The sequence below is a fragment of the Streptomyces sp. x-19 genome (assembly GCF_046549115.1).
Lineage (GTDB): Bacteria > Actinomycetota > Actinomycetes > Streptomycetales > Streptomycetaceae > Streptomyces > Streptomyces albulus_C.
The window spans coordinates 30192-55401 of record NZ_JAJPWK010000030.1 but is presented as its reverse complement, the minus strand read 5'-3'; the positions used below and the strand labels follow the sequence as shown (position 1 = coordinate 55401).

Below are 25210 nucleotides of genomic sequence, written 5' to 3'. Positions count from 1 at the left end.
AAGCCGACAACGTGGGAAGGCGCCCCAGCGCAGCGACCAGGCAGACTGGGACCATGCCCATTCACGAGAACCTCCTCGGGGGACCGCCCCCGACCCACCTGCCCGACGACCCGGAGCCCCGTGCGCTGCTGGCCTCGGGCACCGCGCCGGCCGACGTCGCCGCGAAGTACCCGGCCTCCTCCCTGGCCTGGGCCCAGCTGGCCGACGACGCCTTCGAGGCCGGCCGGGTCGTGGAGTCCTACGCCTACGCCCGCACCGGGTACCACCGTGGTCTGGACGCGCTGCGCCGGGCCGGTTGGAAGGGCCATGGCCCGGTGCCGTTCGAGCACGAGCCCAACCGCGGCTTCCTGCGCGCGCTGCACGCCCTCGCCCGCGCCGCCCAGACGATCGGCGAGCAGGAGGAGTACGAGCGGTGCTCGACCTTCCTGCGCGACTCCTCGCCGACCGCGGCCGACACGCTCGGCTGAGTCGCCGCGGGGCCGGCCGCAAGATCGCGGCCGGCCCTTGCGCGGTGGTGGTGCAGCACCGATGATTTCAGTGGGCCGGGTCATCCCGCGCCCGAGGGGACCGGGGCTCCCGAGCCGACGAGGAAGGAGCGGACCGCTACCCGGTAGTTCGCACCTGAGGAGTCCCTCATGTCGCAACCGTCTCCCACCCATCCCGCGGATCGCGCTCCGGCGCCGGACGCCGCGGTCAGTGAGGCGGACCCGCCCTTCGGCCCCGACCTGAGCATCGGCGCCGGCGCCCCCACCCCGTACGAGGACTACGTCCGCGCGAGCGTCCTCACCCATCTCCAGCAGCTCCACTCCGACGACCCGGGTGAGATGGTCTTCCTGGTCACCACCCAGGTGATGGAGCTGTGGTTCACCGTCCTCGTCCACGAGTGGCACACCGCCGCCGAGGCGCTGCGCCGGGACGACGTGCCGGTGGCGATGGACGCGCTGCGCCGTTCCACGTGGGAGCTGGAGGCGCTGAACGCCGCGTGGAAGCCGCTCGCCCGGCTGACGCCCGCACAGTTCAACGCCTACCGCGACGCGCTCGGTGAGGGCAGCGGCTTCCAGTCCGCGATGTACCGGCGGATGGAGTTCCTGCTCGGCGAGAAGTCGGCGTCGATGCTGGTGCCGCACCGCGGCTCCCCCCAGGATCACGCCGCGCTGGAGAAGGCGCTGCACGAACCGAGCCTGTACGACGAGGTGCTGCGGTTGTTGGCCCGCCGTGGCCACCCGGTCCCGGAGGCCGTCCTGCGGCGCGATCCGACCCGGCGCCACGAGGCGGATCCGGCTGTCGAGGAGGTCTGGGCCGCGGTCTTCGCCGGCCCGCAGGACTCCGAACTCGTGCGGCTCGGCGAGCTGTTGACGGACGTCGCGGAGTTGGTCTGGCGCTGGCGCAACGATCATCTGGTCGCGACCCGGCGGGCCATGGGCGCGAAGATGGGCACCGGCGGATCCGCGGGCGTCGCCTGGTTGGAGAAGCGGGCCCGCAAGAACGTCTTTCCCGAGTTGTGGACGGCGCGTAGCCATGTCTGAGAGCCCCGAGACGCCGACGAGCCCCGGTCCCGCCGCTGCCGTGGCCCGCACGCAGGCGGCCCGCGCCGCGGAGTTGGACGCCGGCGGGCCCCTGGCCGCCACCCGCGACCGGTTCGTCCTCGACGACGCCACCGTCTACCTCGACGGCAATTCGCTGGGCGCGCTGCCCCGGTCGGTGCCGGGGCGGATCGCCGAGGTGATCAACCACGAGTGGGGCGAGCTGCGCATCCGGTCCTGGACCGAAGCCGGTTGGTGGACCGCGCCCGAGCGGATCGGCGAGAAGATCGCCCCGCTCATCGGGGCGGCCCCCGGCCAGGTGGTGGTCGGCGACTCCACCAGCGTCAACGTCTTCAAGGCGGTGACCGGCGGCATCCGGATGGCCGGGAAGGGCTGTACGGAGATCCTGGTCGACGCCACGACCTTCCCCACCGACGGCTACGTCGCCCGGTCCGCGGCGCGGATGGCGGGCCTGGCGGTCCGGCCGGTCGAGCCCGCGCGGATCGCCGACGAGGTCACCGAGCGGACCGCGTTGGCGCTGGTCAACCACGTCGACTACCGCACCGGCGAGCTCAACGACATGGCCGCGATCACCTCCGCGTTGCACAGCGCGGGCGCGCTGGCGGTCTGGGACCTGTGCCACAGCGCCGGGGCGCTGCCGGTCGCGCTGGACGCCTGCGGGGTGGACCTCGCGGTGGGCTGCACCTACAAGTACCTCAACGGCGGCCCGGGTTCGCCCGCGTACCTCTACCTCCGCACGGGCCTCCAGGAGCGGTTCGAGTCGCCGCTGCCCGGCTGGAACTCGCACGCCGACCCGTTCGGCATGGATCCCGGCTACGCCCCCGCCGACGGCATCCTGCGCGGCCGCGTGGGCACCCCCGACATCCTCTCGCTGCTGGCGCTGGAGGCGGCGCTGGAGGCGTGGGAGGGCGTCGCCATCGAGGACGTGCGGGCCAAGAGCCTGGCGCTGAGCGACTTCTTCCTGGAGTGCGTCGCGGCGTACGCACCGGCCGGGCGGGTCCGTTCGGTCACCCCGGCCGAGCACCGGCGGCGCGGCAGCCAGGTGTCGTTGGCGTGCTCCCCCGACCCGTCCGCGCCGGCCGAGGAGGGCGGGACGCCCGTGGCCGGCCGGGTCATGGCCGAGCTGATCCGGCGCGGTGTGGTCGGCGACTTCCGCCCCCCGGACGTGCTGCGCTTCGGCTTCACGCCGCTCTACACCACGTTCGCGGACGCGGAGCGGGCGGCGTGGGTGCTCGGCGAGGTGCTGCGCGACCCGGCCGCGGCGGGACCGCCGCCGGCGGTCGGCGGTGCCGCCGGGTGAGCGCGGCGGACGAGGAGGCGGCGCTGCTGGGGCTCGCCCCGGTGGCGCCGGACCGCACGCTCGCCTACGGCCCGCACCCCGACCAGGTCGTGGACCTGTACGGGGCGGGGGCCGGGCCCCTCGTCGTCCTCCTGCACGGCGGGTTCTGGCGGGCCGCCTACGACCGGCGCCACCTCTCGCCGTGCGCGGCGGAGCTGGCCCGGCGGGGGCTGCCGGTCGCGCTCGTCGAGTACCGCCGGGTCGGTGCGGGCGGTGGTGTGCCGGAGACGTTCCTGGACGTCCCGGCGGCCATCGAGGCGGCGGCCGGCGCGGCGGACCCCGCGGGCCGGCCCCGCGAGGTCGTGCTGGTCGGGCACTCCGCCGGCGGCCACCTGGCGCTGCTCGCCGCGGCCCGTCGCGGTACGCCGGTGACCCGGGTCGTCGCGGTGGCCCCCGTCGCCGACCTGGCGCGCGCCCACGCGCTGGGCCTCAGTGGCGGCGCGGTCGCCGAACTCCTCGGTGCCGGGCCCGGTTTCGCCGGCCGGCTGGCGGCCGCCGACCCGCTGCGCCACCCGCCCGCCGGCGTCCCGGTCACGCTGCTGCACGGCACCGACGACCAGGACGTCCCGCCGGAGCTCTCGCGCCGCTACGCCGCCGCCCACCCGGCCGCCACCGCGCTGCGCGAGCTGCCCGGCACCGGCCACTACGCCGCGTTGACGCCCGGCACCGGGGCCTTCGGCATCCTGCTGGGGCTGGTGCGCGGCGGGTGAGCCGCGCGGTACCGGGGCCGCCGCGTCCGCGCCGTGTAGTACTTGAGACGGACGGTGGCAGATCCGCTTCGGTGGGGACGTCCCGAGGGAGGTTCGCTGCGTACCGTGGTGTGCGTGAACGAGACGACCCAGATGCCGGGCCACCCGCGCTCGGAGGCGCGAATAGTCCACGGCTTGCTGCACTCGCTGCGCCGTGACCTGTTCGTCGGTGCCTTCGCCTTCCGCCCGCTGCCGCCCTTGGACGACGCCAAGGTCGCCCGGTGGCTGCCGTGGCTGCCCGGCCGGGCCCGGCGGTTGACCCGCTGGCTCCCGCACTGCGCCGTGGGACTCTTCGCGGCCTTCGTCTTCATGGGGTCCGCGACCTCCGGCTACGGCGCCAGCCCGGCGCGCGAGATGCTCGACATCGTGCTGGCGCTGTTGGTCGCGGTGCCGCCGGTGCTGACGCTCTCCCGGCCGGTGGGGGCCTTCTGGCTGTCGCTGCTGGCGTTCGTCGTGGGCGGGCTCGGCTCCCGGTTCCTGTCGCCCTACATCAACGTCTGGGGGGAAGCCGCCTTCATCGTCCACCTCGCGGTGATGACGCTGGTGGTGCTGCGCACCCGGCCGCGGTTGGCGGTCGAGACGTGGGTGGTCACCATGGCCGTGGGGGCGGTGGTCTCGGTGCTCGCCGGCCGCGGCGAGCTGGGGCAGATGCCGCCGGTGGCGTTCTTCTCCGGGGTGGTGCTGGTCTCCGCCGCCGCGGTCCGGGCCTGGCGCGAGGAGCGCCGGCAGGTCGTGGTGACCCAGAGCGTCACCGCCGAGGAGCGTTCCCGCCGCACCCTGCTGGAGGAGCGCGCACTGATCGCCCGGGAACTGCACGACGTGGTGGCACACCACATGTCGGTGATCGCCATCCAGGCGGAGGCGGCGCCGTACCGGGTCACCGACCCGCCGCCGGAGCTCGCCAAGTCCTTCGCCACCATCCGGGAGAACGCGGTCGCCGCGCTCACCGAACTCCGCCGGATCCTCGGCGTGGTCCGCTCCGAGGACCCCGACGCCTTCGCCGAACGCGACCCGGAGGCCCCGCAGCCGACCCTGGCCAGCCTCGACGGGCTGCTGGACAGCGTCCGGGGCGCGGGGCTGACCGTGGAGGCGGTGACCACCGGGTCCGTGCGGCCGCTGCCGCAGGGCGTGGGGCTGTCGGCGTACCGGATCGTGCAGGAGGCGCTGAGCAACGCCCTGCGGCACTCGCCGGGCGCGGACGCGCGGGTGGAGGTCTCCTACGTGCTCGGCGGGATCGGGCTGCGGATCGTCAACGGTCCGGCGAGCCGGCTCGCCAAGCCGTCGCCGGGCGCCGGCCACGGGCTGCTCGGCATGCGGGAGCGGGTGCAGATGCTCGGTGGTGAGATGACAGCCGACCGCACCGAGGACGGGGGCTTCGAGGTCGCGGCCTTCCTCCCGGTGCTGAACACGGCGGGGGACACCGCGCCGGGCGGGAGCGCAGCATGATCCGGGTACTGATCGTCGACGACCAGGTGATGGTCCGCGAGGGCTTCTCCGTGCTGCTCAACGCCATGCCGGACATCGAGGTGATCGGCGAGGCCGTCGACGGCCGGCAGGCGGTGCAGAAGGTTGCGCTCCTGAAGCCGGACGTGGTCCTGATGGACATCCGGATGCCGGAGATGAACGGCCTGGAGGCGACCCGCGAGATCGTCGCCGCCGACGCGGACGCCAAGGTGCTGGTGCTGACCACCTTCGACCTGGACGAGTACGTCTACCAGGCGCTGCGGTCCGGGGCCAGCGGCTTCCTGCTCAAGGACGCCTCGGCCGGCCAGCTCGCCGAGGGCGTGCGGATCGTCGCCGCCGGCGAGGCGCTGCTCGCCCCCACCGTCACCAAGCGCCTGATCAACGAGTTCTCCCGGCTGGGCTCGCCGCGCGCCCCGGCCCAGGAGCGGATCGGCGACCTGACGGAACGGGAGACCGAGGTCCTGGTGCTGGTCGCCCAGGGCCTGTCCAACGGCGAGATCGCCGCCCATCTCGTCGTCGCCGAGTCGACGGTGAAGACGCACGTCAGCCGGATCCTGGTGAAGTTGGGGCTGCGCGACCGCACCCAGGCGGCGGTCTTCGCCTACGAGGCACGCCTGGTGACGCCCGGCGGCTGACGGACGTGGGACGTGGGGTGAGCCCCGTCCGCACTGTCCACACCCTGTGGACAGTGCCGCGCGCCGACGGAGTCCGCGCCGACCGGAGTACCCGCCACCGGAGCCCGCGCCGGCTCCGACGGCGCCCGGCCGCGGGATCAGCCGATGTCGCGCCGGCGGAGTCCGACCAGTCCGACGCAGAGCAGCACCGCCGTCAGGGCCGTCAGCCAGAGGAAGGGCGCGGCCGTCACCGCCCCGCCGGGCAGCTTGGGCAGGTGCGCGTACGGCGAGAGGTCCAGCGCCCACCGGGGCAGGCGCAGCACCGGACCGAGCCAGCCCAGGGCGAGGCAGCCGCCGGTCAGCGCCCAGACCGCGCCGGTGGCCGCGGGCAGCACGCCGAGCACGGCCGTCGCCACCGCGGCGAGCGTCCACGCCGCCGGGACCTGGGCGAGGGCCGCGGCCAGCACCCGGCCGGTGCCGCCGGCCACGTCGCCGACCGAGGCGCCGTAGGCCACGCCCAGCGTCAGCCCGCCGGCGGCCAGCACCGCGGCGGTGCCCACCAGCGCGAGGACCAGGTGGCCGGCGGCCCAGCGCAGCCGGCCCACCGCACCGGCCAGGACCGGTTCGGCCCGCCCGCCGGTCTCCTCCGTGCGCAGCCTGAGCACCGCCCCCACCGCGTGGAGCGCCGCGACCATGCCGAGCAGGCCGATGATCGTGGCCAGGAAGGCGTCAGCCAGCGACTGCTGTCCGCCGAGCCGCTCGAAGATCTCCCGGGTCCGTTGGTTGCCGCCGACCATCCCCGCGGCGCCCTTGGCGATCCCGCCGAACACCGCCCCGGCCAGGGCGAACCCGGCCGCCCAGCCGGCCAGAGAGGCCCGCTGCAACCGCCAGGCCAGGCCGCCCGGCCCGCCGAGCGAGCGCGCCGCGCGGGCCGGGCCGGGGCGGGCCGGCAGGAAGCTCATGCCCAGGTCGCGGCGGGCGGCCAGGGCGTAGGCCGCCGCGACCGCCAGCGCCGTGGCGGCGGCGAACAGCAGGAGCACCCACCAGCGCTCGCCGGCGAAGGCGCGCAGGTGCTGCGCCCAGCCGACGGGGGAGAGCCAGGTGAGCACGGCGGCGCCACCGCTGCCGGGGGCGCCGGCGCCGTCGGACGCGTCGCCGGCGGCGCGCAGCGCGAACGCGGCGCCCAGGGCCGCACCGGTCAGCCCCCTGGCCAGCCGCGCGCTCTCGGTGAGCTGGGCGGCGATCGCGGCCAGGGCGGCGAAGAGCAGGCCCACGCCGCCGATGGCGAGGCCGAGGGCGAGCGAGCCGCCGACCGGCCGGCCGGTGGCGGTCAGCCCGGCTGCGGTCAGCGCGGCGACCCCGGCGTCGGCGATCAGTGCCGCCAGCAGGGCTGCGGTCAGCGGCGCCCGGCGCCCCACCATGGCGGCCAACAGGAGCTCCTGGCGGCCGGTCTCCTCCTCCTCGCGGGTGTGCCGGACGACGATCAGCAGGCTCATCAGGGCCGCCAGCACCGCCCCGAGCCCGACCATCCGCCAGGCGACCAGGCCACCCAGCGAGTCGGCGAGGACCGGTCCGTACAGGGCGCGCAGCGAGCCGTTGGCGTTCATCGACGCGGCCAGCTCGGCGCGCCGGGCGGCGGTGTCGTAGAGCGCGGCGAAGGACGGGCCGGTGGCGACCACCACGAGGCCGAGGGCCAGCACCCAGCCCGGGATCATCAGCCGGTCGCGGCGCAGCGCCAGGCGCAGCAGGGTGCCGGTGCCGGCCAGGTGGCGCGGCCCCGCGGGACCGACGGCGGCCGGTGCGGTCAGGGCGCTCATCGGGAGACCGCCCCTTCGGCGCGGGCGGCGTCCCGGCGGCGGGCGTCGGGGCGGACGTCGTCCTGGTAGTGCCGCAGGAAGAGCTCCTCCAGGGTGGGCGGGGTGCTGGTGAGGCTGCGCAGACCGGCCGCGCCGAGCGGGCCGAGCACCGCGCCGAGCCGGTCGGTGTCGGCCTGGAGCCGCACCCGGCAGGCCGGGCCGCCCTGGAGCGGCTGGACGGTGAGGCCGTGGACGCCGGGCAGTCCGTCGAGTCCGGCCGGCGGGCCGGCCAGCTCGGCCACCACGGTGGTCCGGGTCAGGTGGCGCAGCTCCCCCAGCGAGCCGGATTCGACGGTGCGGCCGCGGCGGACGATGCTGACGCGGTCGCAGAGCGCCTCCACCTCGGACAGCACGTGGCTGGAGAGCAGGACCGTGCGGCCGCGGTCGCGCTCCTCGGCGACGCAGCTCTGGAAGACCTCCTCCATCAGCGGGTCCAGTCCGGAGGTCGGCTCGTCGAGGACCAGCAGGTCGACGTCGGAGGCGAAGGCGGCGACCAGGGCGACCTTCTGGCGGTTGCCCTTGGAGTAGGCGCGGCCCTTCTTCGTCGGGTCGAGCTCGAAGCGCTCCAGCAGCTCGGCCCGCCGGGCGGCGTCCAGCCCGCCGCGCAGCCGTCCGTACAGGTCGATGACCTCCCCGCCGGAGAGGTTGCGCCACAGGGTGACGTCGCCGGGGACGTAGGCGACACGGCGGTGGACCTCGACCGCGTCGTGCCAGGGGTCCCGGCCGAGGACCTGCGCCGTGCCGCGGTCGGCGCGCAGCAGGCCGAGCAGGACGCGGAGGGTGGTGGACTTCCCGGCGCCGTTGGGGCCGAGGAAGCCGTGCACCTCACCGGCCTCGACGGTCAGGTCGAGGCCGTTCAGCGCGTGGGTCCGGCCGAAGGACTTGTGGAGGTCGGCCACCCGGATCGCGGGGACGGGGGAGATCGCCGTGGTCATGGTTTCGAAGATACGTTCATTTCACAAATTTGTGAAGTTAAGAAACCGTATAAAGTTGAGGGACCGGCTCTGAACAGGGGAGATGATGCCGAGATGAGCGAGCAGCGACAGCGGGACACGGGCCGGGCGGCCGCCCGCGACGACGCGGCGGTCCTGACGTTCGTGGAGCGGTTCGCGGCGCAGATGGTCGACGCGGGGATGCAGCGGATGCCGGCCCGCGTCTTCTCCTGCCTGCTGGCCTCCGACTCCGGCGTCCTGACCTCCGCCGAGCTGGGCGAGCGGCTCCAGGTGAGCCCGGCGGCCGTCTCCGGCGCGATCCGCTACCTCTCGCAGGTCGGCATGGTCGGTCGCGAGCGCGAGCCCGGCTCCCGCCGCGACCGCTACCGCGTCCACAGCGACCAGTGGTACGAGGCCCTGACCCGCCGGGACAGCGTCCTGACCCGCTGGGAGGACGTGCTGCGCGAGGGCGTGGACAGCCTCGGCCGGGAGAGCGCCGCCGGCCGTCGGCTCGGCGAGACGCTGGCCTTCACGGAGTTCATGCAGCAGGAGTTGGTCGGCATGATGGACCGCTGGCGCGACCACCTCGCACTGCTCCGCACCGAAGAGACCACCGACGAGGGCGCGCCCGGGCCCGACCCGGCCCGTCGGCGCTGACCCGCGCCCCCGCCCACCCCCGCCCGCCGGGCCCGCGCGCCGCGCCCCCGCTCACCCCTGCCGGGGCAGCTGCAACCGCCAGGCGCCCGGCTGCAGCGTCCAGGTCCGGGTCCGCACCGGCCCGCCGACCAGGGCGTCCGCGCGGTAGTGGAAGTCCGCCCCGGAAACCGTCACCGCCCGCGCCCGGGCCCGCAGCGGCCGCTCCCCGCCCGGCCAGTGCACGACCACCTCGGCCAGCCCGCCCGGCCGCCCGGCCGGGACGTCGTCCACGGCCCCGTCGTCGCCGGCCCACGGCACCACCGACACGCCGCGCACCGGCCGGTCCAGATCCGCCAGCAGCGCGCCGTCCGCCTCGATCCGCAGCCGCAGTCGCTGCGCGGGCACCCGTCCGCGCCGCCCCGCGCCCTCGTCGGCCGCGCCTGGTCGGGGAGCGCCCCAGCGCCCCGCCGTGGGCGTGGTGAGCAGCGACAGCGCCGTACGGGCGGTGCGGGCCGCCGGCCTCCACCAGGACCGGTGCCCGACCGTCGGATCCGTGCCGGGGCCCGCGCCGCCGTCGTCCGCGACCCGCTCCGGAGCCCCGCAGACGGCCCGCCCGTACGGGACCTCCGCCGCCACGCCGGAGGTCCCGTACGCCCCGTACTCCGGCAGCGTCCCGGAGGTGTCACCGCACGGGATCCGCAGCCCGCCCAGCACGATGCCGTCGCTGTCGTCCGTGAGCAGGTCCATCGGCCGCTCCCCGCCGTCGAGGACGGTCCGCGCGGCGGCCACCGTGTCCGTGGGCACGCCCAGCGTCCGGCTCAGTGCGACGGCCTCCGGCGGGCCCACCGGGACCAGCGACAGCGGCACCCCGGCCAGCTCGCGCTCCTTGTGCAGCAGGCCCACGGCCCGCAGCAGCGCCCGGTCGTCGCCGATCACCACCGGGCGGCGCCGGCCGCGCCGGGCCAGTGCCTGGGCGAACTCCTCCGGCCCCTCCGGCAGGCAGATCTTCGCCCCGGCGCCGGCGCACAGGACGTCCTTCGCGATCCGCACGGACTCGCCGTCGGTCCTGCGGGCGACCGGGTCGATGACCACAAGCAGGGGGCACCCCCGAACGGACGCCGCGGGGGAGTGCCCAGAAGACTGCGCCGACACCTCGGTCCTTCCTCAGGTAGCATCTCGGTGCAAGAGCCCCTTGCGCTATTGCGCCAGGGGCTTCGTCTATTCCGGGGCACCGGTCCGACGGCTCCGGCGACGACGTACGCGTGAACACGCGGGCGTCGCGCCTTCCACGCACGTTGGACATGCCCCGCCCGGAAGGGGTGTACGCCTGTGCCCGCACTTGTGCTGCTCGGTGCTCAGTGGGGTGATGAGGGCAAGGGAAAGGCCACCGATCTGCTCGGTGGGTCAGTGGACTACGTCGTGCGTTATCAGGGCGGCAACAACGCCGGCCACACGGTCGTCGTGGGCGACCAGAAGTACGCACTGCACCTCCTCCCTTCCGGAATCCTCTCGCCGGGGTGCACCCCGGTCATCGGCAACGGCGTCGTCGTCGACCCGGCGGTCCTGCTCTCCGAGCTGAGCGGACTCAACGAGCGCGGCGTCGACACGTCCAAGCTGCTGTTGAGCGGTAACGCGCATCTGATCACGCCGTACAACATCACCACCGACAAGGTGACGGAACGGTTCCTCGGCAAGCGGAAGATCGGCACCACCGGTCGGGGCATCGGCCCGACCTACGCCGACAAGATCAACCGCACCGGCATCCGGGTCCAGGACCTCTACGACGAGTCGATCCTGACCCAGAAGGTCGAGGCGGCCCTCGACGTCAAGAACCAGCTGCTCACCAAGCTCTACAACCGCCGCGCCATCGAGGCCGGGCAGGTCGTCGAGGAGCTGCTGGGCTACGCCGACCAGATCAAGGGCTACGTCGCCGACACCACCCTGATCCTCAACAAGGCCCTGGACGACGACAAGGTCGTGCTCTTCGAGGGCGGGCAGGGCACCCTGCTCGACATCGACCACGGCACGTACCCCTTCGTGACCTCCTCGAACCCGACCGCGGGCGGTGCCTGCACGGGTGCGGGCGTCGGCCCCACGAAGATCAGCCGGGTCATCGGCATCCTCAAGGCGTACACCACCCGGGTGGGCGCCGGACCGTTCCCGACGGAGCTGTTCGACGAGGACGGCGAGGCGCTGCGCCGGATCGGCGGCGAGCGCGGCGTCACCACCGGGCGCGACCGTCGCTGCGGCTGGTTCGACGCGGTCATCGCCCGGTACGCGACCCGGGTCAACGGCCTGACGGACTTCTTCCTCACCAAGCTCGACGTCCTCACCGGCTGGGAGCAGATCCCGGTCTGCGTGGCCTACGAGATCGACGGCAAGCGCGTCGAGGAGCTGCCCTACAGCCAGACCGACTTCCACCACGCGAAGCCGGTCTACGAGATGCTGCCGGGCTGGTCCGAGGACATCACCAAGGCCAAGACCTTCGCCGAGCTGCCGAAGAACGCCCAGGCGTACGTCAAGGCGCTGGAGGAGATGTCGGGCGCCCCGATCTCCGCGATCGGCGTCGGCCCCGGCCGGACCGAGACGATCGAGATCAACTCGTTCCTGTCGTAACGGGTTCGGCACGACCCCGGCGGTGCGGTCCTCGCGGACCGCGCCGCCGATGACGGGGTGACGGTGGGGCGAGCGCCCCGCCGTCACCCCTTCTTCGTGTACAGCAGCGGCGCCAGGCCGCCCGCGTCGTCGAAGGTGCGCCGCAGTTGGCCGCCCATCAGCTCCAGGGTGCTGGGGGAGCCGGGGCGGCAGGTGTCGGGCGGTCCGGAGACCACGGTGGAGGGGCCCAGGCGCACGGGCGGGCCGGCGCTCTTGAGGGTGGCCACGAACCGGCATGCGTACGTGGGCCCGGTGGCCTCCATCCGGAGCACCGCCTCGCCGGGCTTGCCCTGGACCAGGGTGAAGCGGCGCACGTCCAGCCGGGAGTCGCCGATCGTCGTCGACCAGATGCCCAGGTACTCGGCGGGGATGCCGCCGGGCGGCGTCGTGGGCCGGTCCGTGGTCTTCTCGGTGGCGGCGGCGCTGCCGTCGCCGGGCGCGCCGAGCAGTGCGTACGCGGCGGCGGTGCCCCCTCCGGCCAGCACCAGCGCGGCCGCGACCAGCAGCGTCCGGCCGGTGCGGCGGCGGCGCGCCGGGGCGGGGACGCCCGGTGGTGCCACGGTGGCGGGCGAGGCGACGGCGGTCTCCGCGGTGGGCGTGCGGGCCGTGCCGTCCTGCGGGTCCTCGGTCTCCAGCAGTTCCACCGCGTGCCGCCCCAGACGGGCGACGAGCGCCCCGGGGAGCCATGGTTCGTCCTCGGCCGCCCCGGAGGCGTCCGGGACGTCCTCGGCCCACGCCACCAGTTCCTCGGGCGTCGGGCGGCGGGCCGGGTCCTTCGCCAGACAGGCGGTGACCAGCTCGCGCAGTCCTTCGGGGAGCCCGGTCAGGTCCGGCTCCTGTTCGGCGATGCGGTACATCATCGCGTGCGGCAGGGTCGTCTCCGAGCCGAACGGCGGGCGGCCGGTGGCCGCGTAGACCAGCACCGAGCCGAGGCAGAAGACGTCGCAGGCCGGCGTGAGCGGCTCGCCGCGGACCTGTTCGGGCGCCATGAAGCCGGGCGAGCCGACCGCGGAGCCGGTGTGCGTCACCGCGCTGGTGCTGACGCCCTCCAGGGCCCGCGCGATGCCGAAGTCGATGACCCGCGGCCCGTCGAGGGTCAGCAGGACGTTGGACGGCTTGAGGTCGCGGTGGATGATGCCGGCGGCGTGCACGGACCGCAGGGCGCGGGCCAGTCCCGCGGCCAGGATCCGCACCGTGCGTTCCGGCAGCGCACCGGTGCCGCCGACGGTCTGTTGGAGGGAGGGGCCGGCGATGTAGCCGGTGGCCAACCACGGGGTCTCGGCCTCGGTGTCCGCGTCCAGGACGGGCGCGGTCCACTCGCCGCCCACCGTGCGGGCGGCCCGCACCTCGCGGCGGAAGCGGGCCCGGAACTCCTCCTGGTGGGCCAGTTCCGTCCGCACCAATTTGACCGCGGCGGTCCGGCCGCGGTCCGACCGGGCCAGGAACACCCGGCCCATGCCGCCCTCGCCGAGCCGCCCCAGCAGGCGGTACTCGCCGATCCGCTGGGGGTCGTGCGTGTCGAGCGGTGCCAGCCCTCCGAGCCCTTTGGCCCGTCCCTGCTGCCCCGCCCGTCCTGGCTGTGCCATGATCCGCCGCCCCTTTGCCCGGCTTTCCCCGCCCCCGCTCGGTGGGAGCGGTCACTCGTCCGCGGTGAGGATATCGAGGCCGGGCGCACGGCCGGTGGGGCGGTATTCGGCCAAGCCGCTGGGCCGTTGGGGCGGGCCGTGGTCCTGCGGGTCGCGAGGGCCGATCCCGTGGTGCGACGTACGGGCCGGTGGCTGAGGTGCCGTCAGTGTCACTGCGCTGGCCGGGAACTGACGCAACGGATGACTGATTCCGTGTTGTGGAACTCTTCAGGGTTATCGATCGTAAAGAAAGGAGAAAAACCGCAGAGAGCGACGACAGGACCCGCACGATCCCCCGTCCCCAATACCCCAAGGAGACCGTGTGATACCCGCCGTACGAGCCCTTGCGCGGGCGGCCATGGCCGCCCGCCCCGTCCCGCTGGCCGAGGTCCAGGCCCGCGCCGAACTCCTGGCTCGCTTCAGCACCACCTACCTCGTCCCGGTCGACGTCTTCGCCGCGTTCGCGGCCGAACTCACCGACCGCAACCGCCCCGGCGGCCCGTTCGCGGCCCTGTGCATCAACGGCCGCCGCTGGTTCCGCTACCAGTCCGTCTACTACGACACCCCCGACCTGCGGTCCTTCCACGACCACCGGCAGCGCAACGTGCTCCGCTTCAAGATCCGCGAACGGCTCTACGCCGACACCGGCGAGCGGCAGTTCGAGGTCAAGCTCAAGGGCGAGCACGGCCGCACGGTCAAGCACCGGCAGCCGCTGCTCCCCGGCGACCAGGCCCTGGGCGAGGCCCCGCGGGACTTCCTCGCCACCGTGCTCGACCGCTCCTACGGCATCGAGGCCCCCACCGAACTGGGCCGCTCCATCGAGACCGACTACCAGCGGGCCACCTTCGTCGCCGACGGCCAGCGCGTCACCTGCGACGCCGCCCTGGTCTGCCGCGACCTGGCGACCGGCCGCACCGTGCGGGCCGACGGCGGGCTGGTCGTCGTCGAGACCAAGACCGCCGGCCGGCTCACCGAGGCCGACCGGCTGCTGACCGAGTACGGCGTCCAGGCCGCCGACTTCACCAAGTACTGCGGCGGTCTGTCGGCGCTCCGGCCGAACCTGTACGCCAACCACTGGCGCGGGCCGGTCCGGACCGCCTTCCCCACCGCCGCGGCGGCCTGAGCCGGTGCGCGGGGCGACCAGCCCTGAGCGCCGCGGCTCCTGACGATGCCCGGGGGCAGGTACCCCCACCCCCGGGCATCCCTGGAGATTCCTCCAGGACCGTAGACATTCTGTCCGCGCGCGTGGTGAGCGCCATACACACTGTCGGTACCGGTCAGCGCACCGTGATCCTTAGGCTGGGAGCCGTTCGCCGTTCCTGTCCAGCGACGGACCCCCGCGACCGATCCGAGGTACTGACCGTGAGCACGTTGCCCCCCGACCCCGCCGTCGGCGCCGCCGTCAAGGCCGCCGACCGCGCGCACGTCTTCCACTCCTGGTCCGCCCAGGGCCTGATCGACCCGCTGCCGGTCGCCGGTGCCGAGGGCTCGTACTTCTGGGACTACGACGGCAACCGCTACCTCGACTTCGCCTCCCAGCTGGTCAACACCAACATCGGTCACCAGCACCCCAAGGTCGTCGCGGCCATCCAGGAGCAGGCCGGCAAGCTCTGCACCCTCGCCCCCGGCTTCGCCGTGGACGTCCGCTCCGAGGCCGCCCGGCTGATCGCCGAGCGCACCCCCGGCGACCTGGACAAGATCTTCTTCACCAACGGCGGCGCCGAGGCGGTCGAGAACGCCGTCCGGATGGCCCGGCTGCACACCGGCCGCGCCAAGGTGCTGTCCACCTACCGCTCGTACCACGGCGCCACCGCCGCCGCGATCAACCTGACCGGCGACCCGCGCCGCTGGGCCTCGGACACCGGCGCGGCCGGCGTCGTCCACTTCTGGGGCCCGTTCCTGTACCGCTCGCCGTTCCACGCCGAGAACGAGGCCCAGGAGTGCGAGCGCGCCCTGGCCCACCTGGAACAGACCATCGCCTTCGAGGGCCCCCAGTCGATCGCCGCGATCATCCTGGAGACCGTGCCCGGCACCGCCGGCATCATGGTCCCGCCGCCCGGCTACCTCGCCGGCGTCCGCGAGATCTGCGACCGCTACGGCATCGTCTTCATCCTCGACGAGGTGATGGCGGGCTTCGGCCGCACCGGCCACTGGTTCGCCGCCGACCACTTCGACGTCACCCCCGACCTGCTGACCTTCGCCAAGGGCGTCAACTCCGGCTACGTCCCGCTCGGCGGCGTGGCCATCAACGCCGAGATCGCCGCCACCTTCGACCAGCGGCCCTACCCCGGAGGCCTGACCTACTCCGGTCACCCGCTGGCCTGTGCCTCCGCCGTCGCCACGCTCAACGCGATGGCCGAGGAGCGGATCGTGGAGAACGCCGCGGAGATCGGCGAGAAGGTCATCGGCCCCGCGCTGCGCGAGATCGCCGGGCGGCACCCGTCGGTCGGCGAGGTCCGCGGCCTGGGCGTCTTCTGGGCCCTCGACCTGGTCCGCAACAAGGAGACCCGCGAGCCGCTGGTGCCCTACAACGCGGCCGGCGCCGACAACGCCCCGATGGCCGAGTTCGCCGCGGCCTGCAAGCGAGGCGGCCTGTGGCCGTTCGTGAACATGAACCGCACCCACGTCGTCCCGGCCTGCACCGTCACCGAGGCCGAGGTCAAGGAGGGCCTCACCGCCCTCGACGAGGCCCTGACCGTCGCGGACGCGCACACCGTCTGAGCGCGTCCACCGGACAGCACCTGCGCGCGGCCCCGCCCTTCGTGGGCGGCGGCCGCGCGCGTGGTTTCACGTGAAACCGTGGCCATCCCCTCGCCTATGGTGGGGGCGGGCCGCTCCCACCTGCGGTCATGGACGTCGAAGGAGACGCACCGAATGGCCCCGGGCTCGGACAGCTCCAGCTCAGTGATACGACGCAGCACCCTGCGCGAGCAGATCGCCGACGCGCTGCGCGACGAGATCCTGGCCGGCCGGCTGCCGTCCGGTCATCCGTTCACCGTCAAGGAGATCGCCGACCAGTACGGCGTCTCCGCGACCCCGGTGCGCGAGGCGCTGCTCGACCTGTGCGCCCAGGGCCTGCTCGACATCGAGCAGCACCGCGGTTTCAAGGTGCACGCCTTCACCACCGCCGACTTCCGCGCCATGGTCGAGGCCCGCACCCTGATCATCGAGGGCATCTTCCGCAGCGACGCGGAACGGGCGCTGCTGGCCACCCCCGCGGAGGTGCTGATCTCCATCCGCCGCCGTGCCGAGGAGGCCGAACGCGCCGCCCGGGCCGGCGACCTGGACGTCCTCATCGGCTATGACCTGCGGTTCTGGCGCGAACTCAGCGGCATCGTCCAGAACCCCTACATCAGCGACTTCCTGGACCGGATCCGTGTCCAGACCTGGATGTTCGCGGTGCCCCTGCTGCGCCGCGACCCCCGCCTCAAGGACCGCCTGTGGCACGGTCACAGCGAGTTGGCCGAGGCCCTGCTGCGGCACGACCTGCCGGACGCCCAGCGGCTGATCGCCGAGTACAACGAGCACTCCCTCGCTCTCGTGGGAACGGCCGGGTAGCACTACGCTGTCCCGACCATCGGCCGTAATGGGCCGTACCCGTGGCTGTACGTGCGCCGGTGCCCTCTGTCCCCTACCGGAAGCGAGCCCCCACCCGTGGCATGTGACCTGTGGCTGGTACCCCTCGTCGATGTGCTGTGCCACAGCCCCGACAACCCGTTCTCCGAAGAGATCGCCGCCTACAACGAGGCCCTGGTGGACGCGGGCCTGCCGGAGATCCCGGTCTTCTCCTACATGCCGGGCCTCTCCGGTGACGTGGCACCGGTCGCCGGCTTCGACTACGACGCGCTGCACTTCCTGCGCCGCGCCTACCTGCTGCAACTGTGCGGCCTGGAGGTGACCCCGGTCGACGAACTGGGCGGCGACTACGAGCAGTTGCTGGAGATGTTCGAGACCACCGCGCAGCAGTCCCACCTGGTCTGGCACTACGACCACGCGGGCGCCTACGTCCCGGTCGACTTCCCGCACCCGCTCGCCACCGAGGAACTCCTGGCCGGCGGCGGCCCACTGGGCTCCTCCCACGGGCTGTTGCGGGACCTCGAACTGGTCGCCCCGGCACTGGGCATCGATCCGGCGAACCCGCCGGCCGCCCCCGCGCCGCCGGCCGGTCCCACCTCCCTGGAAGAACGGGCCACCGCGGTCCCCACGGACGACGGCCCGTTCGCCCGGGAGCGGCACGTCTGGCTCGGGCTGCACGCGGCCGCCACCCGGAGCCTGGGCCAGGGCTCCATGATCGTCTTCAGCTGAGCGGACCGGCCGGGGCGGCGGGTCCGCCCCGGCCCCACCGGGCCCCGCCCGCTCGCCGCTCAGCGCGGGGCCTCCGGCGGCCGTTGCCGCGGCATGTTCGGCCGCGTGCCGGGCGACCGCAGGAACCGCCCCGGGTGCCCCGGACCCTCCGACCGCGCCGCCGTCCACGGCAGCACGGCGTGGCTGGCCTGCGGCACCGGGGCGGACCGGAACTCCACCATCCAGTCCGTCGTCTCCGTGCGGACCAGCTCGCCGATGTCCTCGTTGAACCGCCGCAGCACGGCGAGGCAGCGTTCCGCCGCCTCGCTCGCGGTGCCCTCCGTCGGCCCGAGCACCTCCCGCACGCTCTCCGCCGCCCAGTCGAACTGGAGCGCCTCCAGCCGCCGGTGGATCGCCTGGGCGGTGGCCAGGTCCCGCATCCACCCCGCGGTCATCCCGAAGTACCGGTCGCAGCCCACGCACACCGCGGCCAGCAGCAGCGTCAGCGCGCCCCAGGGCGCCCCGTGCTCCCAGACACCGGCGAGGTCCAGCAGCGGCAGCGCCCCGCCCGCGGTCACCCCGGCCGCGGCCCCCGTCCGCAGCGCGCGGGCCCCGCGCCGCTTGGCCAGCCGGTCGCGCAGGTACCAGTCGGCGGTGCGCAGGGCGCCCTCCTCGCTCCACAGGTACAGCGCGTCCAGCCGGTCGCCCGGCTCCCCCCAGTCGCCGTGCGGGAACGCCCGCCCCACGAGGTCGCCGCGGCCCCGGAGCGGGCCCGCGGGGCGGCGCTGCGGTCGCCCCTGGTCCCGGTGGCGGTCCGGGGACCGTCCGCGGCCCCGGTCGGCCCCGCCCTCGCCCCGAGGGGGCCCCTCGGGCTGCATCTCCGGCTGACTCACCCGTGCGCTCCCTCGTACGCGGATCGTGAGGTGCGCGGAGGACCTACGGGAGGGCCGAGCACCGCCCCCTTTCCTACCGCCGAACGGCTGGCCTCTGTCCCAAGATCGCCCGTTTTCCGCCCGGAAGTGGTGCGGGATCCGGTATAGGGCGCTCACGGGTCTCACCCGAAAGAGTTGCCGTCGTGCGGGCCGACGGCGAGGGTGCCGGCGTTTCCGGGCGGGATCCCTCCTTGTGCGATCGGGGCACGCCCGGCGGTCGGCCGGTTGGTGCGTTCGTCTAGGCTGCACTGCGTGAAGGTCCTCGTCATCGGCGGCGGCGCCCGCGAACACGCCCTGTGCCGCTCCCTGTCCCTCGACCCCGACGTCACCGCGCTGCACTGCGCCCCCGGCAACGCCGGGATCGCCGAGGTGGCCGAACTCCACGGGGTCGACGCCCTCGACGGGCGGGCGGTGGCCGACCTCGCCGTGGGCCTGGCCGCCGACCTCGTCGTCGTCGGCCCCGAGGCCCCGCTGGTCGCCGGCGTCGCGGACGCGGTCCGCGAGCGTGGCATCCCGGCCTTCGGCCCGTCGGCCCGGGCCGCCGAGCTGGAGGGCTCCAAGGCGTTCGCCAAGGACGTGATGGCCGCCGCCGGCGTGCCCACCGCCCGCAGCTACGTCTGCACCACCCCGGAGGAGGTCGACACGGCCCTGGACGCCTTCGGCGCGCCGTACGTCGTCAAGGACGACGGGCTGGCCGCCGGCAAGGGCGTGGTGGTCACCGAGGACGTCGCGGTGGCCCGCGCGCACGCCAACGCCTGCGACCGGGTGGTCATCGAGGAGTTCCTCGACGGCCCGGAGGTCTCCCTCTTCGCCGTCACCGACGGCGAGACCGTCGTGCCGCTCCAGCCCGCCCAGGACTTCAAGCGCGCCCACGACGGCGACCAGGGCCCCAACACCGGCGGCATGGGCGCCTACAGCCCGCTGCCGTGGGCCGACCCCAAGCTGGTCGACGAGGTGCTGCAGACGGTCCTGCAGCCCACCGTCGACGAGCTGCGCCGCCGCGGCACCCCGTTCTCCGGGCTGCTCTACGCGGGTCTGGCGATCACCTCACGCGGCGTGCGCGTGATCGAGTTCAACGCCCGCTTCGGCGACCCTGAGACCCAGGTCGTGCTGGCCCGCCTGAAGACCCCGCTGGCCGGCCTGCTGCACGCCGCGGCGACCGGCGCCCTGGCGACCTTCCCGCCGCTGCGCTGGAGCGACGGCGCCGCCGTCACCGTCGTCATCGCCTCCCACAACTACCCGGGCACCCCGCGCACCGGCGACCCGATCGACGGCCTGGCCGAGGTCGCCGAGCAGGACGCCCCCGACGCCTACGTGCTGCACGCCGGGACCCGGCGCGGCGCGGACGGCGCGGTGCTCAGCGCGGGCGGCCGGGTGCTGTCCGTCACCGCCACCGGCGCCGACCTGGCCACCGCCCGCGAGCGCGCCTACCGCTCCGTGGGCCGGATCGCGCTGGACGGCGCGCACCACCGCACCGACATCGCCGCGAAGGCGGCCGCCGGGGAGTAGGGCACGGCGGCTCCCGGCCGCTTCGGCGGCCCGCGCGGAGCAGAGTCGCCACTGGGCGTCACGGACTGGGGCATGTGTCATTTCCTTGACATATGCCCCAGTTGCGTTGTGGGCGGGCCACCCGGCGGGAAGCCGCCCAGAACGGTACGCATCCGGCTCCCGGCTTTACCCAAAGCCATTCCATCGAGTGACCACGCGAGCATCCTGCTGACGAACCCCGCACCCCCAACTAAGGTGCGGCGCAAGCGTCCTGCGGTCGCGGCGCCGGATTCCGGCGTCGGCGTCCCGGCGGCGTCCGGCAACTGGCCCACCGACATTGCGATGTCAGTGGCCGGTGCCACAGTGGTGGGGAGTGGGCTCGCTCGCTCGCCCGCACACCGCACGACCTTCGTCCGTCCGTCCCGCGTTCTCTCCGTCCCGCGCCAAGCAGGACCGCAGGGGGTGTACAGGCTCGTGGCAAGTCCGGAAACAGGCGTCCTGGCGGCGCGTGGCCGCGCCCTCGCGGTGCTCCGCGTCCGCGGTGCGGCGCTGGCGCTCGCCCTGCTGCCGGCCGCGGTCGCCGTGGTCCTCCTGGTGGGCGGCGCCACCGGCCGGCTCGGCACCGAAGGCGGCTGGGCCGTCGCCCGGTGGGCCGTCGGCTCCCTCACCGTGCTGAGCCTGCTGCTGGCGACGCTGGTCTCGGTGGTCGTCGCCCGCGCCCGGCCCGCGCTCAGCCCCTCCGTGCCGGTCGCCGAGGAGGCGGCCCCGGACCTCTACCGCCTGGTCCGCGACCTCGCCGACCGCCTCGACGTCCCGGCCCCGTCCGCGATAGCCCTCACCCCGGACTGCGACAGCTGGTTGGAGGACCGCACGCACCGCGCCCACGGCCCGCCGCGCCCCGCCCGACGGGCCGGCCGCCGGGCGCCGGAGGCCCCGGTCCTGGTCATCGGTTCGCCGTTCCTGTGGTGGATGCGGGTCGCCGAGCTGCGCGCCCTGTTGGCCCCCGTCGTCGCCGGCACCGGCCCGTCCGCGCATCCCGACATAGCCGCCGCCCGCCGCTTCATCCGGGGACTGGACGCGGCCGCCGGGGTCGCCGCCCGCGCCCGGGGCCCGCTGCGCGCCCTCCCGCTGCGCTTCGTCGGCCGGGTCGCCCGGCTGCTGCTGCGCGCCGTCGGCGACCACGTCGTGCTGATGGAGCGCGGGGTCGCGGCCGCCGCCTCCGAGCGCGCCCAGGGCGTCGACTACGGCCTGCGGATCGTCGCCCAGGAACAGGTCGGTCTGGCCTACGCCGGCTGGGACCGGCTGCTGACCCGGGTCGCGCTGCCCGCGTGGCGGATGGGTCGCTGGCCCTCCCGGCTGGACGCCGGCGTGGTCTCCGCGCTCACCGAGCTCTCCCGCCGCGACCGGCTCGCCCAGGGCTTCGCCTCCCGTTTGGGCGAGCGCCCCGCCTGCGACCTCCTGGAGGAGCCCGGCACCATCGATCGCGCCGCCTCCTTGCTGGCCGCCCGCCTCTTCCACGGCGGCCCGGCCGAGCCCGGCCCCAACTGGTCGCCGGTCGCCTGGCAGCAGTACCCCGAGGAGATCGTCGACCGGAAGTGGCGGCTGGAGGCCGCCCGCCTCCACCGGGTCCTCGACGAACTGCCGGCGGCCGGCCCGGCCGACCCCGACCGGGCGGCGGCGGACCGCACCCCGGCGGACGCGCCCGCCACCGCCACCGCACCGCCCCTGACCTACGCCGGCGCCCGCGCCCGTACGCCCGCGGCCCCGCACGGCCAGGGCCTGTCCCGGGCCCTCGACCCCGCCGCCCCGTCCCCGGGCTCCCCCCTCCGTTCGCACCGCACGGAGGCGCCCGCACCGGCCGGCACCCCCGGTGCGGGCGAGCCGCCGGGCGCCGCCGAGGCCGCCGCCCCCGCGCCGCTCCCCGGCCCGACGCTGGCCCGGGTCATCGACCGGCTGGCCCGCGACCCCGGCTCCGGCGACCTGGTCGCCGCCCGGCTCGGTGCCGAGGTCGCCCGGGAGGAGCGCGAGGAGGCCGCCCGCCAGGCCACTCGCTCCGGGCGGGACGGCACCGCCGACCCCGGCCGGGGCGACGACCCGGCCGACGGCGGCCTCCCGCTCTTCCCCCTCCAGCCGCCCCGCACCGCCCGCGAACTGCTCGCAGACCACGTCACCGCCATGGTCTGCTGCGCCGCCGTGGACACCGCCGGAGCCGCCCCCGGCCTGGACTGGCTCGACGGCCCGGCCCTCCTCGTGGACGGCGCCCGCCGCGCCGATCTGGGCCGCCCGGTCCTCAGCCTGGTCGACGACGGTGACGCCGAACCGCTCCGCGGCTGGCTGCACCGGATCGGGGTGCGTCCGGAGAAGCCGGTCCGGCTGGCGTGAGCCCCGGTGTGCGGGGTGCCCGCCGGGCCGGCTGAATGTTCCCTTCCAGTTCGTGCTTCGGGCCAAGGGCACCTAAATTCACGACGAAGGGTGACGAAGTGAGTGCGTAATGTGATGTGCTGGGGGGTGGGTAAGGCCCGGTCGGCCGCGGCCATGGGGGACGCGGGAGGGGAGTGGAAGGTGGCGACGGAACAGATCAGGCGCTGGGAATCGGGCGCCCTCGCCCACGCGGTCACGGATCCGTTCGGGCAGGGCCCGTTGCCCTGGCTGCGCGGCAGCGAGACCTACTTCGACTCCGGCCGGATCATTCCCTGGTACGTCGATCCCGCCGTCGCCCGCGGCGACCTGCGACTGCCCGCGCCCCGAAAACACAACGGCCCCCGCACCGCCGACGACATCCACCGCCAGATCAAGGGGTTCGCCGTCCGCGGCACGGTGGCCCCCGGCGAGGCCATCGACTTCCGGGTCTCGGTCGATCCGCCGCAGCCGTTCAGCATCGACGTCTACCGCATCGGCCACTACTCCGGCGCCGGCGCCGCCAAGATCACCACCAGCCCCCGGCTCGCCGGCATCGTCCAGCCGGCCCCCCTGCTCGTCGGGCGCACCGTCTCCTGCCACCACTGGTGGCTGTCCTGGCGCCTCCAGGTCCCCACCTACTGGCAGCTCGGCGCCTACGTCGCCGTCCTGACCACCGTCGACGGCCGCTACCGCTCGCACATCCCGTTCACGGTCCGCGACGACCAGCCCGCCGACCTCCTCCTGCTGCTCCCCGACGTCACCTGGCAGGCGTACAACCTCTACCCCGAGGACGGCCGCACCGGCGCCAGCCTCTACCACGCCTGGGACGACGGGGGCGCCCTCCTCGGCGAGCGGGACGCCGCCACCACCGTCTCCTTCGACCGCCCCTACGCCGGCGCCGGTCTGCCGCTGCACGTGGGCCACGCCTACGACTTCATCCGCTGGGCCGAGCGCTACGGCTACGACCTCGCCTACGCCGACGCCCGCGACCTGCACGCCGGCCGGGTCGACGCCACCCGCTACCGCGGCCTGGTCTTCCCCGGCCACGACGAGTACTGGTCGGTGCCCATGCGCCGCACGGTCGAGGCCGCCCGCGACAGCGGCACCTCCCTGGTCTTCCTCTCCGCCAACACCATGTACTGGCAGGTGGAGCTCTCCCCGTCACCGGCCGGCCCCGACTCGCTGCTCAACTGCCGCAAGCGCCAGGGCCCCGGCCGCCCCGCCCTCTGGCGCGAACTCGGCGATCCGGAGCAGCGGTTGATGGGCATCCAGTACGCCGGCCGGGTCCCCGAGCCCGCCCCCCTCGTCGTGCGCAACGCCGACCACTGGCTGTGGGAGGCCACCGGCGCCCACGAGGGCGACGAACTCCCCGGCCTGGTCGCCGGTGAGGCCGACCGCTACTTCCCGCGCACGAGCCTGCCCGCGCACACCCGCCGCATCCTGCTCTCGCACTCCCCGTACCGCGACGGCGAGGGCGTCCGTCGCCACCAGGAGACCTCGCTGTACCGCGCCCCCAGCGGCGCCCTGGTCTTCTCCTCCGGCACCTTCGCCTGGTCGCCCGCCCTCGACCGGCCCGGCCACGTCGACCAGCGCGTCCAGCGCGCCACCGCCAACCTCCTCGACCGCATCTGCAAGCGCGACTGAGCCCGCACCGCGCCCGGGCCGGCCGACGGCGCTCCCCGCACGAGCACTACCGCGCCGCGTACTGCCCCAACTCCCGTGCCAGCGCCACCGTCAGCGCCCGGAAGATCCGCACCTCCGGATTCGGGTCCCCGGACCGCGTCGCCAACACGCTCTGCGCGCTCGGCGCGTCCAGCACCGGCACGAACACCGTCCCCGGCCACGGGTAGTACCGCGCGAAGGACTTCAGCCCCGACCCGGCACCGCGCCCCGCCGCCACGCTCGTCAGCACGTCGTGCGGGTTCAGCGCGCAGTCCGGCGCCCGCCGCTCGCCCTCCTGGAAATAGAGGTAGTCGACGAACGGCCGCGGGGTCCGTGCCGGCAGCCGCAGGAACGGCAGGCCGAGGACGTCCGCGACCCGCACCCCCTCCAGCGCCGCGTCGGCCAGCGGCGAGCGCGCGGAGACCGCCACGATCCGCTGCTCGGTCGTCAGGACGTCCACCTCGATGCCCTCGGCCCGCACCAGGGGCCGGACGAACGCCACGTCCACCCGGTCCTCGCGCAGCGCGCTGCAGTGCTCGGTGAAGTCCAGCTGGACCAGCGACACCGGCACGTCCGGCCGCGCCCGCCGGAACGCGTTCACCGCGGCCGGCGTCACCTCCGCCGATCCGTGGCCCATCACCCCGACCCGCAGCCCGCGCCCCGGCGACGGCCGGCCCTGGACGGCCTCGGACACGTCCTGGACCGCGGCGTTCGCGGCGGCCAGCAGGGTCCGGGCGTGCGACACCAGCCGCTGGCCGGCGACGGTCGGCAGCACCGGGCCCCGACCGCGGTCCAACAGCCGCGTCCCGAACTCCCGCTCCAGCTGCTGCACGTGCTGGGTGACGGCGGCCGGCGACAGGAACAGCCGGGCCGCTGCCCGCCCGAAGTGCTGCTCCTCGACCACCGCCAGGAACGAAGACAGCCGGCGCAGATCCATGTCCGCCACGATAGGCCGGGGCCCGAGCCCGCGGCCCGCGCCGTTCACGTTTCCTGAACGGAGGCGGCGCGCCGGGCCGCCCGCGTCGTACAA

Annotated in this window: 21 protein-coding genes; 15 read left to right on the top strand and 6 right to left on the bottom strand. The window is 74.8% G+C overall.

The annotated features are described in order from the left end of the window. Nucleotides 1–53 precede the first annotated feature (53 nt). From ACLJT4_RS37325 to ACLJT4_RS37300, 6 genes are all read left to right on the top strand, one after another. Nucleotides 54–467 (top strand): DUF3151 domain-containing protein, encoded by a 414-nt coding sequence (locus tag ACLJT4_RS37325; RefSeq protein WP_016578474.1) that lies wholly within the window; start codon nt 54–56, stop codon nt 465–467. 168 nt (nt 468–635) lie between these two features. Continuing rightward, nucleotides 636–1526 (top strand): tryptophan 2,3-dioxygenase family protein, encoded by an 891-nt coding sequence (locus ACLJT4_RS37320; RefSeq protein ID WP_411129414.1) that lies wholly within the window; start codon nt 636–638, stop codon nt 1524–1526. Then, nucleotides 1519–2844: a kynureninase gene (locus ACLJT4_RS37315; RefSeq protein WP_411129412.1), complete on the top strand. Its 1326-nt coding sequence runs from the start codon at nt 1519–1521 to the stop codon at nt 2842–2844. The genes ACLJT4_RS37320 and ACLJT4_RS37315 overlap by 8 nt, the downstream gene beginning before the upstream one ends. Next, on the top strand, nt 2841–3593 hold the full coding sequence (locus ACLJT4_RS37310) for an alpha/beta hydrolase family protein (RefSeq protein WP_411129410.1): 753 nt from the start codon (nt 2841–2843) through the stop codon (nt 3591–3593). The genes ACLJT4_RS37315 and ACLJT4_RS37310 overlap by 4 nt, the downstream gene beginning before the upstream one ends. A gap of 132 nt (nt 3594–3725) precedes the next feature. Next, the gene (locus tag ACLJT4_RS37305; protein ID WP_411129437.1) at nt 3726–5078 is read left to right on the top strand and encodes a sensor histidine kinase; all 1353 of its coding nucleotides are present in this window, start codon (nt 3726–3728) and stop codon (nt 5076–5078) included. Further along, complete coding sequence (locus ACLJT4_RS37300) at nt 5075–5731, top strand: response regulator (RefSeq protein ID WP_020929250.1); 657 nt, start codon at nt 5075–5077, stop codon at nt 5729–5731. The genes ACLJT4_RS37305 and ACLJT4_RS37300 overlap by 4 nt, the downstream gene beginning before the upstream one ends. Before the next feature lie 137 nt (nt 5732–5868). Here the strand turns inward: ACLJT4_RS37300 and ACLJT4_RS37295 are convergent, their stop codons facing one another. Then, the gene (locus ACLJT4_RS37295; protein ID WP_411129407.1) at nt 5869–7527 is read right to left on the bottom strand and encodes an ABC transporter permease; all 1659 of its coding nucleotides are present in this window, start codon (nt 7525–7527) and stop codon (nt 5869–5871) included. Then, nucleotides 7524–8501, bottom strand: a complete 978-nt coding sequence (locus ACLJT4_RS37290) for an ATP-binding cassette domain-containing protein (protein ID WP_411129405.1) — start codon at nt 8499–8501, stop codon at nt 7524–7526. Before ACLJT4_RS37290 ends, ACLJT4_RS37295 begins: the two co-directional genes overlap by 4 nt. Before the next feature lie 93 nt (nt 8502–8594). Between ACLJT4_RS37290 and ACLJT4_RS37285 the strand changes: the two genes are divergently transcribed. Beyond that, on the top strand, nt 8595–9155 hold the full coding sequence (locus tag ACLJT4_RS37285; protein WP_411129403.1) for a GbsR/MarR family transcriptional regulator: 561 nt from the start codon (nt 8595–8597) through the stop codon (nt 9153–9155). Nucleotides 9156–9206: 51 nt separating this feature from the next. On the opposite strand, the gene ACLJT4_RS37280 is transcribed toward ACLJT4_RS37285, so the two are convergent. After that, nucleotides 9207–10226: a hypothetical protein gene (locus tag ACLJT4_RS37280; protein ID WP_411129401.1), complete on the bottom strand. Its 1020-nt coding sequence runs from the start codon at nt 10224–10226 to the stop codon at nt 9207–9209. Nucleotides 10227–10463: 237 nt separating this feature from the next. Here ACLJT4_RS37280 and ACLJT4_RS37275 point away from each other — a divergent pair, with 237 nt between their 5' ends. Then, entirely contained in the window at nt 10464–11750 is a 1287-nt protein-coding gene (locus ACLJT4_RS37275) for an adenylosuccinate synthase (protein WP_411129399.1), read from the top strand. Nucleotides 11751–11833: 83 nt separating this feature from the next. On the opposite strand, the gene ACLJT4_RS37270 is transcribed toward ACLJT4_RS37275, so the two are convergent. Further along, nucleotides 11834–13375: a protein kinase domain-containing protein gene (locus ACLJT4_RS37270; RefSeq protein ID WP_411129397.1), complete on the bottom strand. Its 1542-nt coding sequence runs from the start codon at nt 13373–13375 to the stop codon at nt 11834–11836. A gap of 361 nt (nt 13376–13736) precedes the next feature. On the opposite strand from ACLJT4_RS37270, the gene ACLJT4_RS37265 reads away from it, so the two are divergent. The 4 genes from ACLJT4_RS37265 (at nt 13737) to ACLJT4_RS37250 (ending at nt 17719) form a co-directional block, all read left to right on the top strand. Then, nucleotides 13737–14537: a polyphosphate polymerase domain-containing protein gene (locus tag ACLJT4_RS37265; protein ID WP_037632263.1), complete on the top strand. Its 801-nt coding sequence runs from the start codon at nt 13737–13739 to the stop codon at nt 14535–14537. 239 nt (nt 14538–14776) lie between these two features. Beyond that, complete coding sequence (locus ACLJT4_RS37260; RefSeq protein WP_411129394.1) at nt 14777–16135, top strand: aspartate aminotransferase family protein; 1359 nt, start codon at nt 14777–14779, stop codon at nt 16133–16135. Between the two features lie 153 nt (nt 16136–16288). Continuing rightward, nucleotides 16289–16972, top strand: a complete 684-nt coding sequence (locus ACLJT4_RS37255) for a GntR family transcriptional regulator (RefSeq protein WP_411129392.1) — start codon at nt 16289–16291, stop codon at nt 16970–16972. 96 nt (nt 16973–17068) lie between these two features. After that, on the top strand, nt 17069–17719 hold the full coding sequence (locus tag ACLJT4_RS37250; RefSeq protein ID WP_016571036.1) for a hypothetical protein: 651 nt from the start codon (nt 17069–17071) through the stop codon (nt 17717–17719). Nucleotides 17720–17778: 59 nt separating this feature from the next. Here the strand turns inward: ACLJT4_RS37250 and ACLJT4_RS37245 are convergent, their stop codons facing one another. After that, nucleotides 17779–18591, bottom strand: coding sequence for an SLATT domain-containing protein (locus ACLJT4_RS37245; RefSeq protein ID WP_411129390.1), 813 nt, complete (start codon nt 18589–18591; stop codon nt 17779–17781). Between the two features lie 291 nt (nt 18592–18882). Here ACLJT4_RS37245 and purD point away from each other — a divergent pair, with 291 nt between their 5' ends. The 3 genes from purD (at nt 18883) to ACLJT4_RS37230 (ending at nt 24162) form a co-directional block, all read left to right on the top strand. Next, a complete protein-coding gene (purD, locus tag ACLJT4_RS37240) occupies nt 18883–20139 on the top strand; it encodes a phosphoribosylamine--glycine ligase (RefSeq protein WP_411129388.1) in 1257 nt (418 codons plus the stop codon). A 453-nt stretch (nt 20140–20592) separates the two neighbouring features. Beyond that, nucleotides 20593–22500, top strand: coding sequence for a hypothetical protein (locus ACLJT4_RS37235; RefSeq protein WP_411129386.1), 1908 nt, complete (start codon nt 20593–20595; stop codon nt 22498–22500). 180 nt (nt 22501–22680) lie between these two features. Further along, complete coding sequence (locus tag ACLJT4_RS37230; protein ID WP_233660352.1) at nt 22681–24162, top strand: N,N-dimethylformamidase beta subunit family domain-containing protein; 1482 nt, start codon at nt 22681–22683, stop codon at nt 24160–24162. A 46-nt stretch (nt 24163–24208) separates the two neighbouring features. Here ACLJT4_RS37230 and ACLJT4_RS37225 read toward each other — a convergent pair whose 3' ends face one another. After that, entirely contained in the window at nt 24209–25117 is a 909-nt protein-coding gene (locus ACLJT4_RS37225) for a LysR substrate-binding domain-containing protein (protein ID WP_411129384.1), read from the bottom strand. Nucleotides 25118–25210 lie beyond the last annotated feature (93 nt).

Excerpts from the sequence above, each read along its gene's own strand:
- ACLJT4_RS37320 (WP_411129414.1), top strand. The coding sequence starts at position 636 with ATGTCGCAACCGTCTCCCACCCATCCCGCGGATCGCGCTCCGGCGCCG.
- ACLJT4_RS37295 (WP_411129407.1), bottom strand. The coding sequence starts at position 7,527 with ATGAGCGCCCTGACCGCACCGGCCGCCGTCGGTCCCGCGGGGCCGCGC.
- ACLJT4_RS37325 (WP_016578474.1), top strand. The coding sequence starts at position 54 with ATGCCCATTCACGAGAACCTCCTCGGGGGACCGCCCCCGACCCACCTG.
- ACLJT4_RS37290 (WP_411129405.1), bottom strand. The coding sequence starts at position 8,501 with ATGACCACGGCGATCTCCCCCGTCCCCGCGATCCGGGTGGCCGACCTC.
- ACLJT4_RS37270 (WP_411129397.1), bottom strand. The coding sequence starts at position 13,375 with ATGGCACAGCCAGGACGGGCGGGGCAGCAGGGACGGGCCAAAGGGCTC.
- ACLJT4_RS37225 (WP_411129384.1), bottom strand. The coding sequence starts at position 25,117 with ATGGATCTGCGCCGGCTGTCTTCGTTCCTGGCGGTGGTCGAGGAGCAG.
- ACLJT4_RS37285 (WP_411129403.1), top strand. The coding sequence starts at position 8,595 with ATGAGCGAGCAGCGACAGCGGGACACGGGCCGGGCGGCCGCCCGCGAC.
- ACLJT4_RS37305 (WP_411129437.1), top strand. The coding sequence starts at position 3,726 with ATGCCGGGCCACCCGCGCTCGGAGGCGCGAATAGTCCACGGCTTGCTG.
- ACLJT4_RS37300 (WP_020929250.1), top strand. The coding sequence starts at position 5,075 with ATGATCCGGGTACTGATCGTCGACGACCAGGTGATGGTCCGCGAGGGC.
- ACLJT4_RS37315 (WP_411129412.1), top strand. The coding sequence starts at position 1,519 with ATGTCTGAGAGCCCCGAGACGCCGACGAGCCCCGGTCCCGCCGCTGCC.
- ACLJT4_RS37255 (WP_411129392.1), top strand. The coding sequence starts at position 16,289 with ATGGCCCCGGGCTCGGACAGCTCCAGCTCAGTGATACGACGCAGCACC.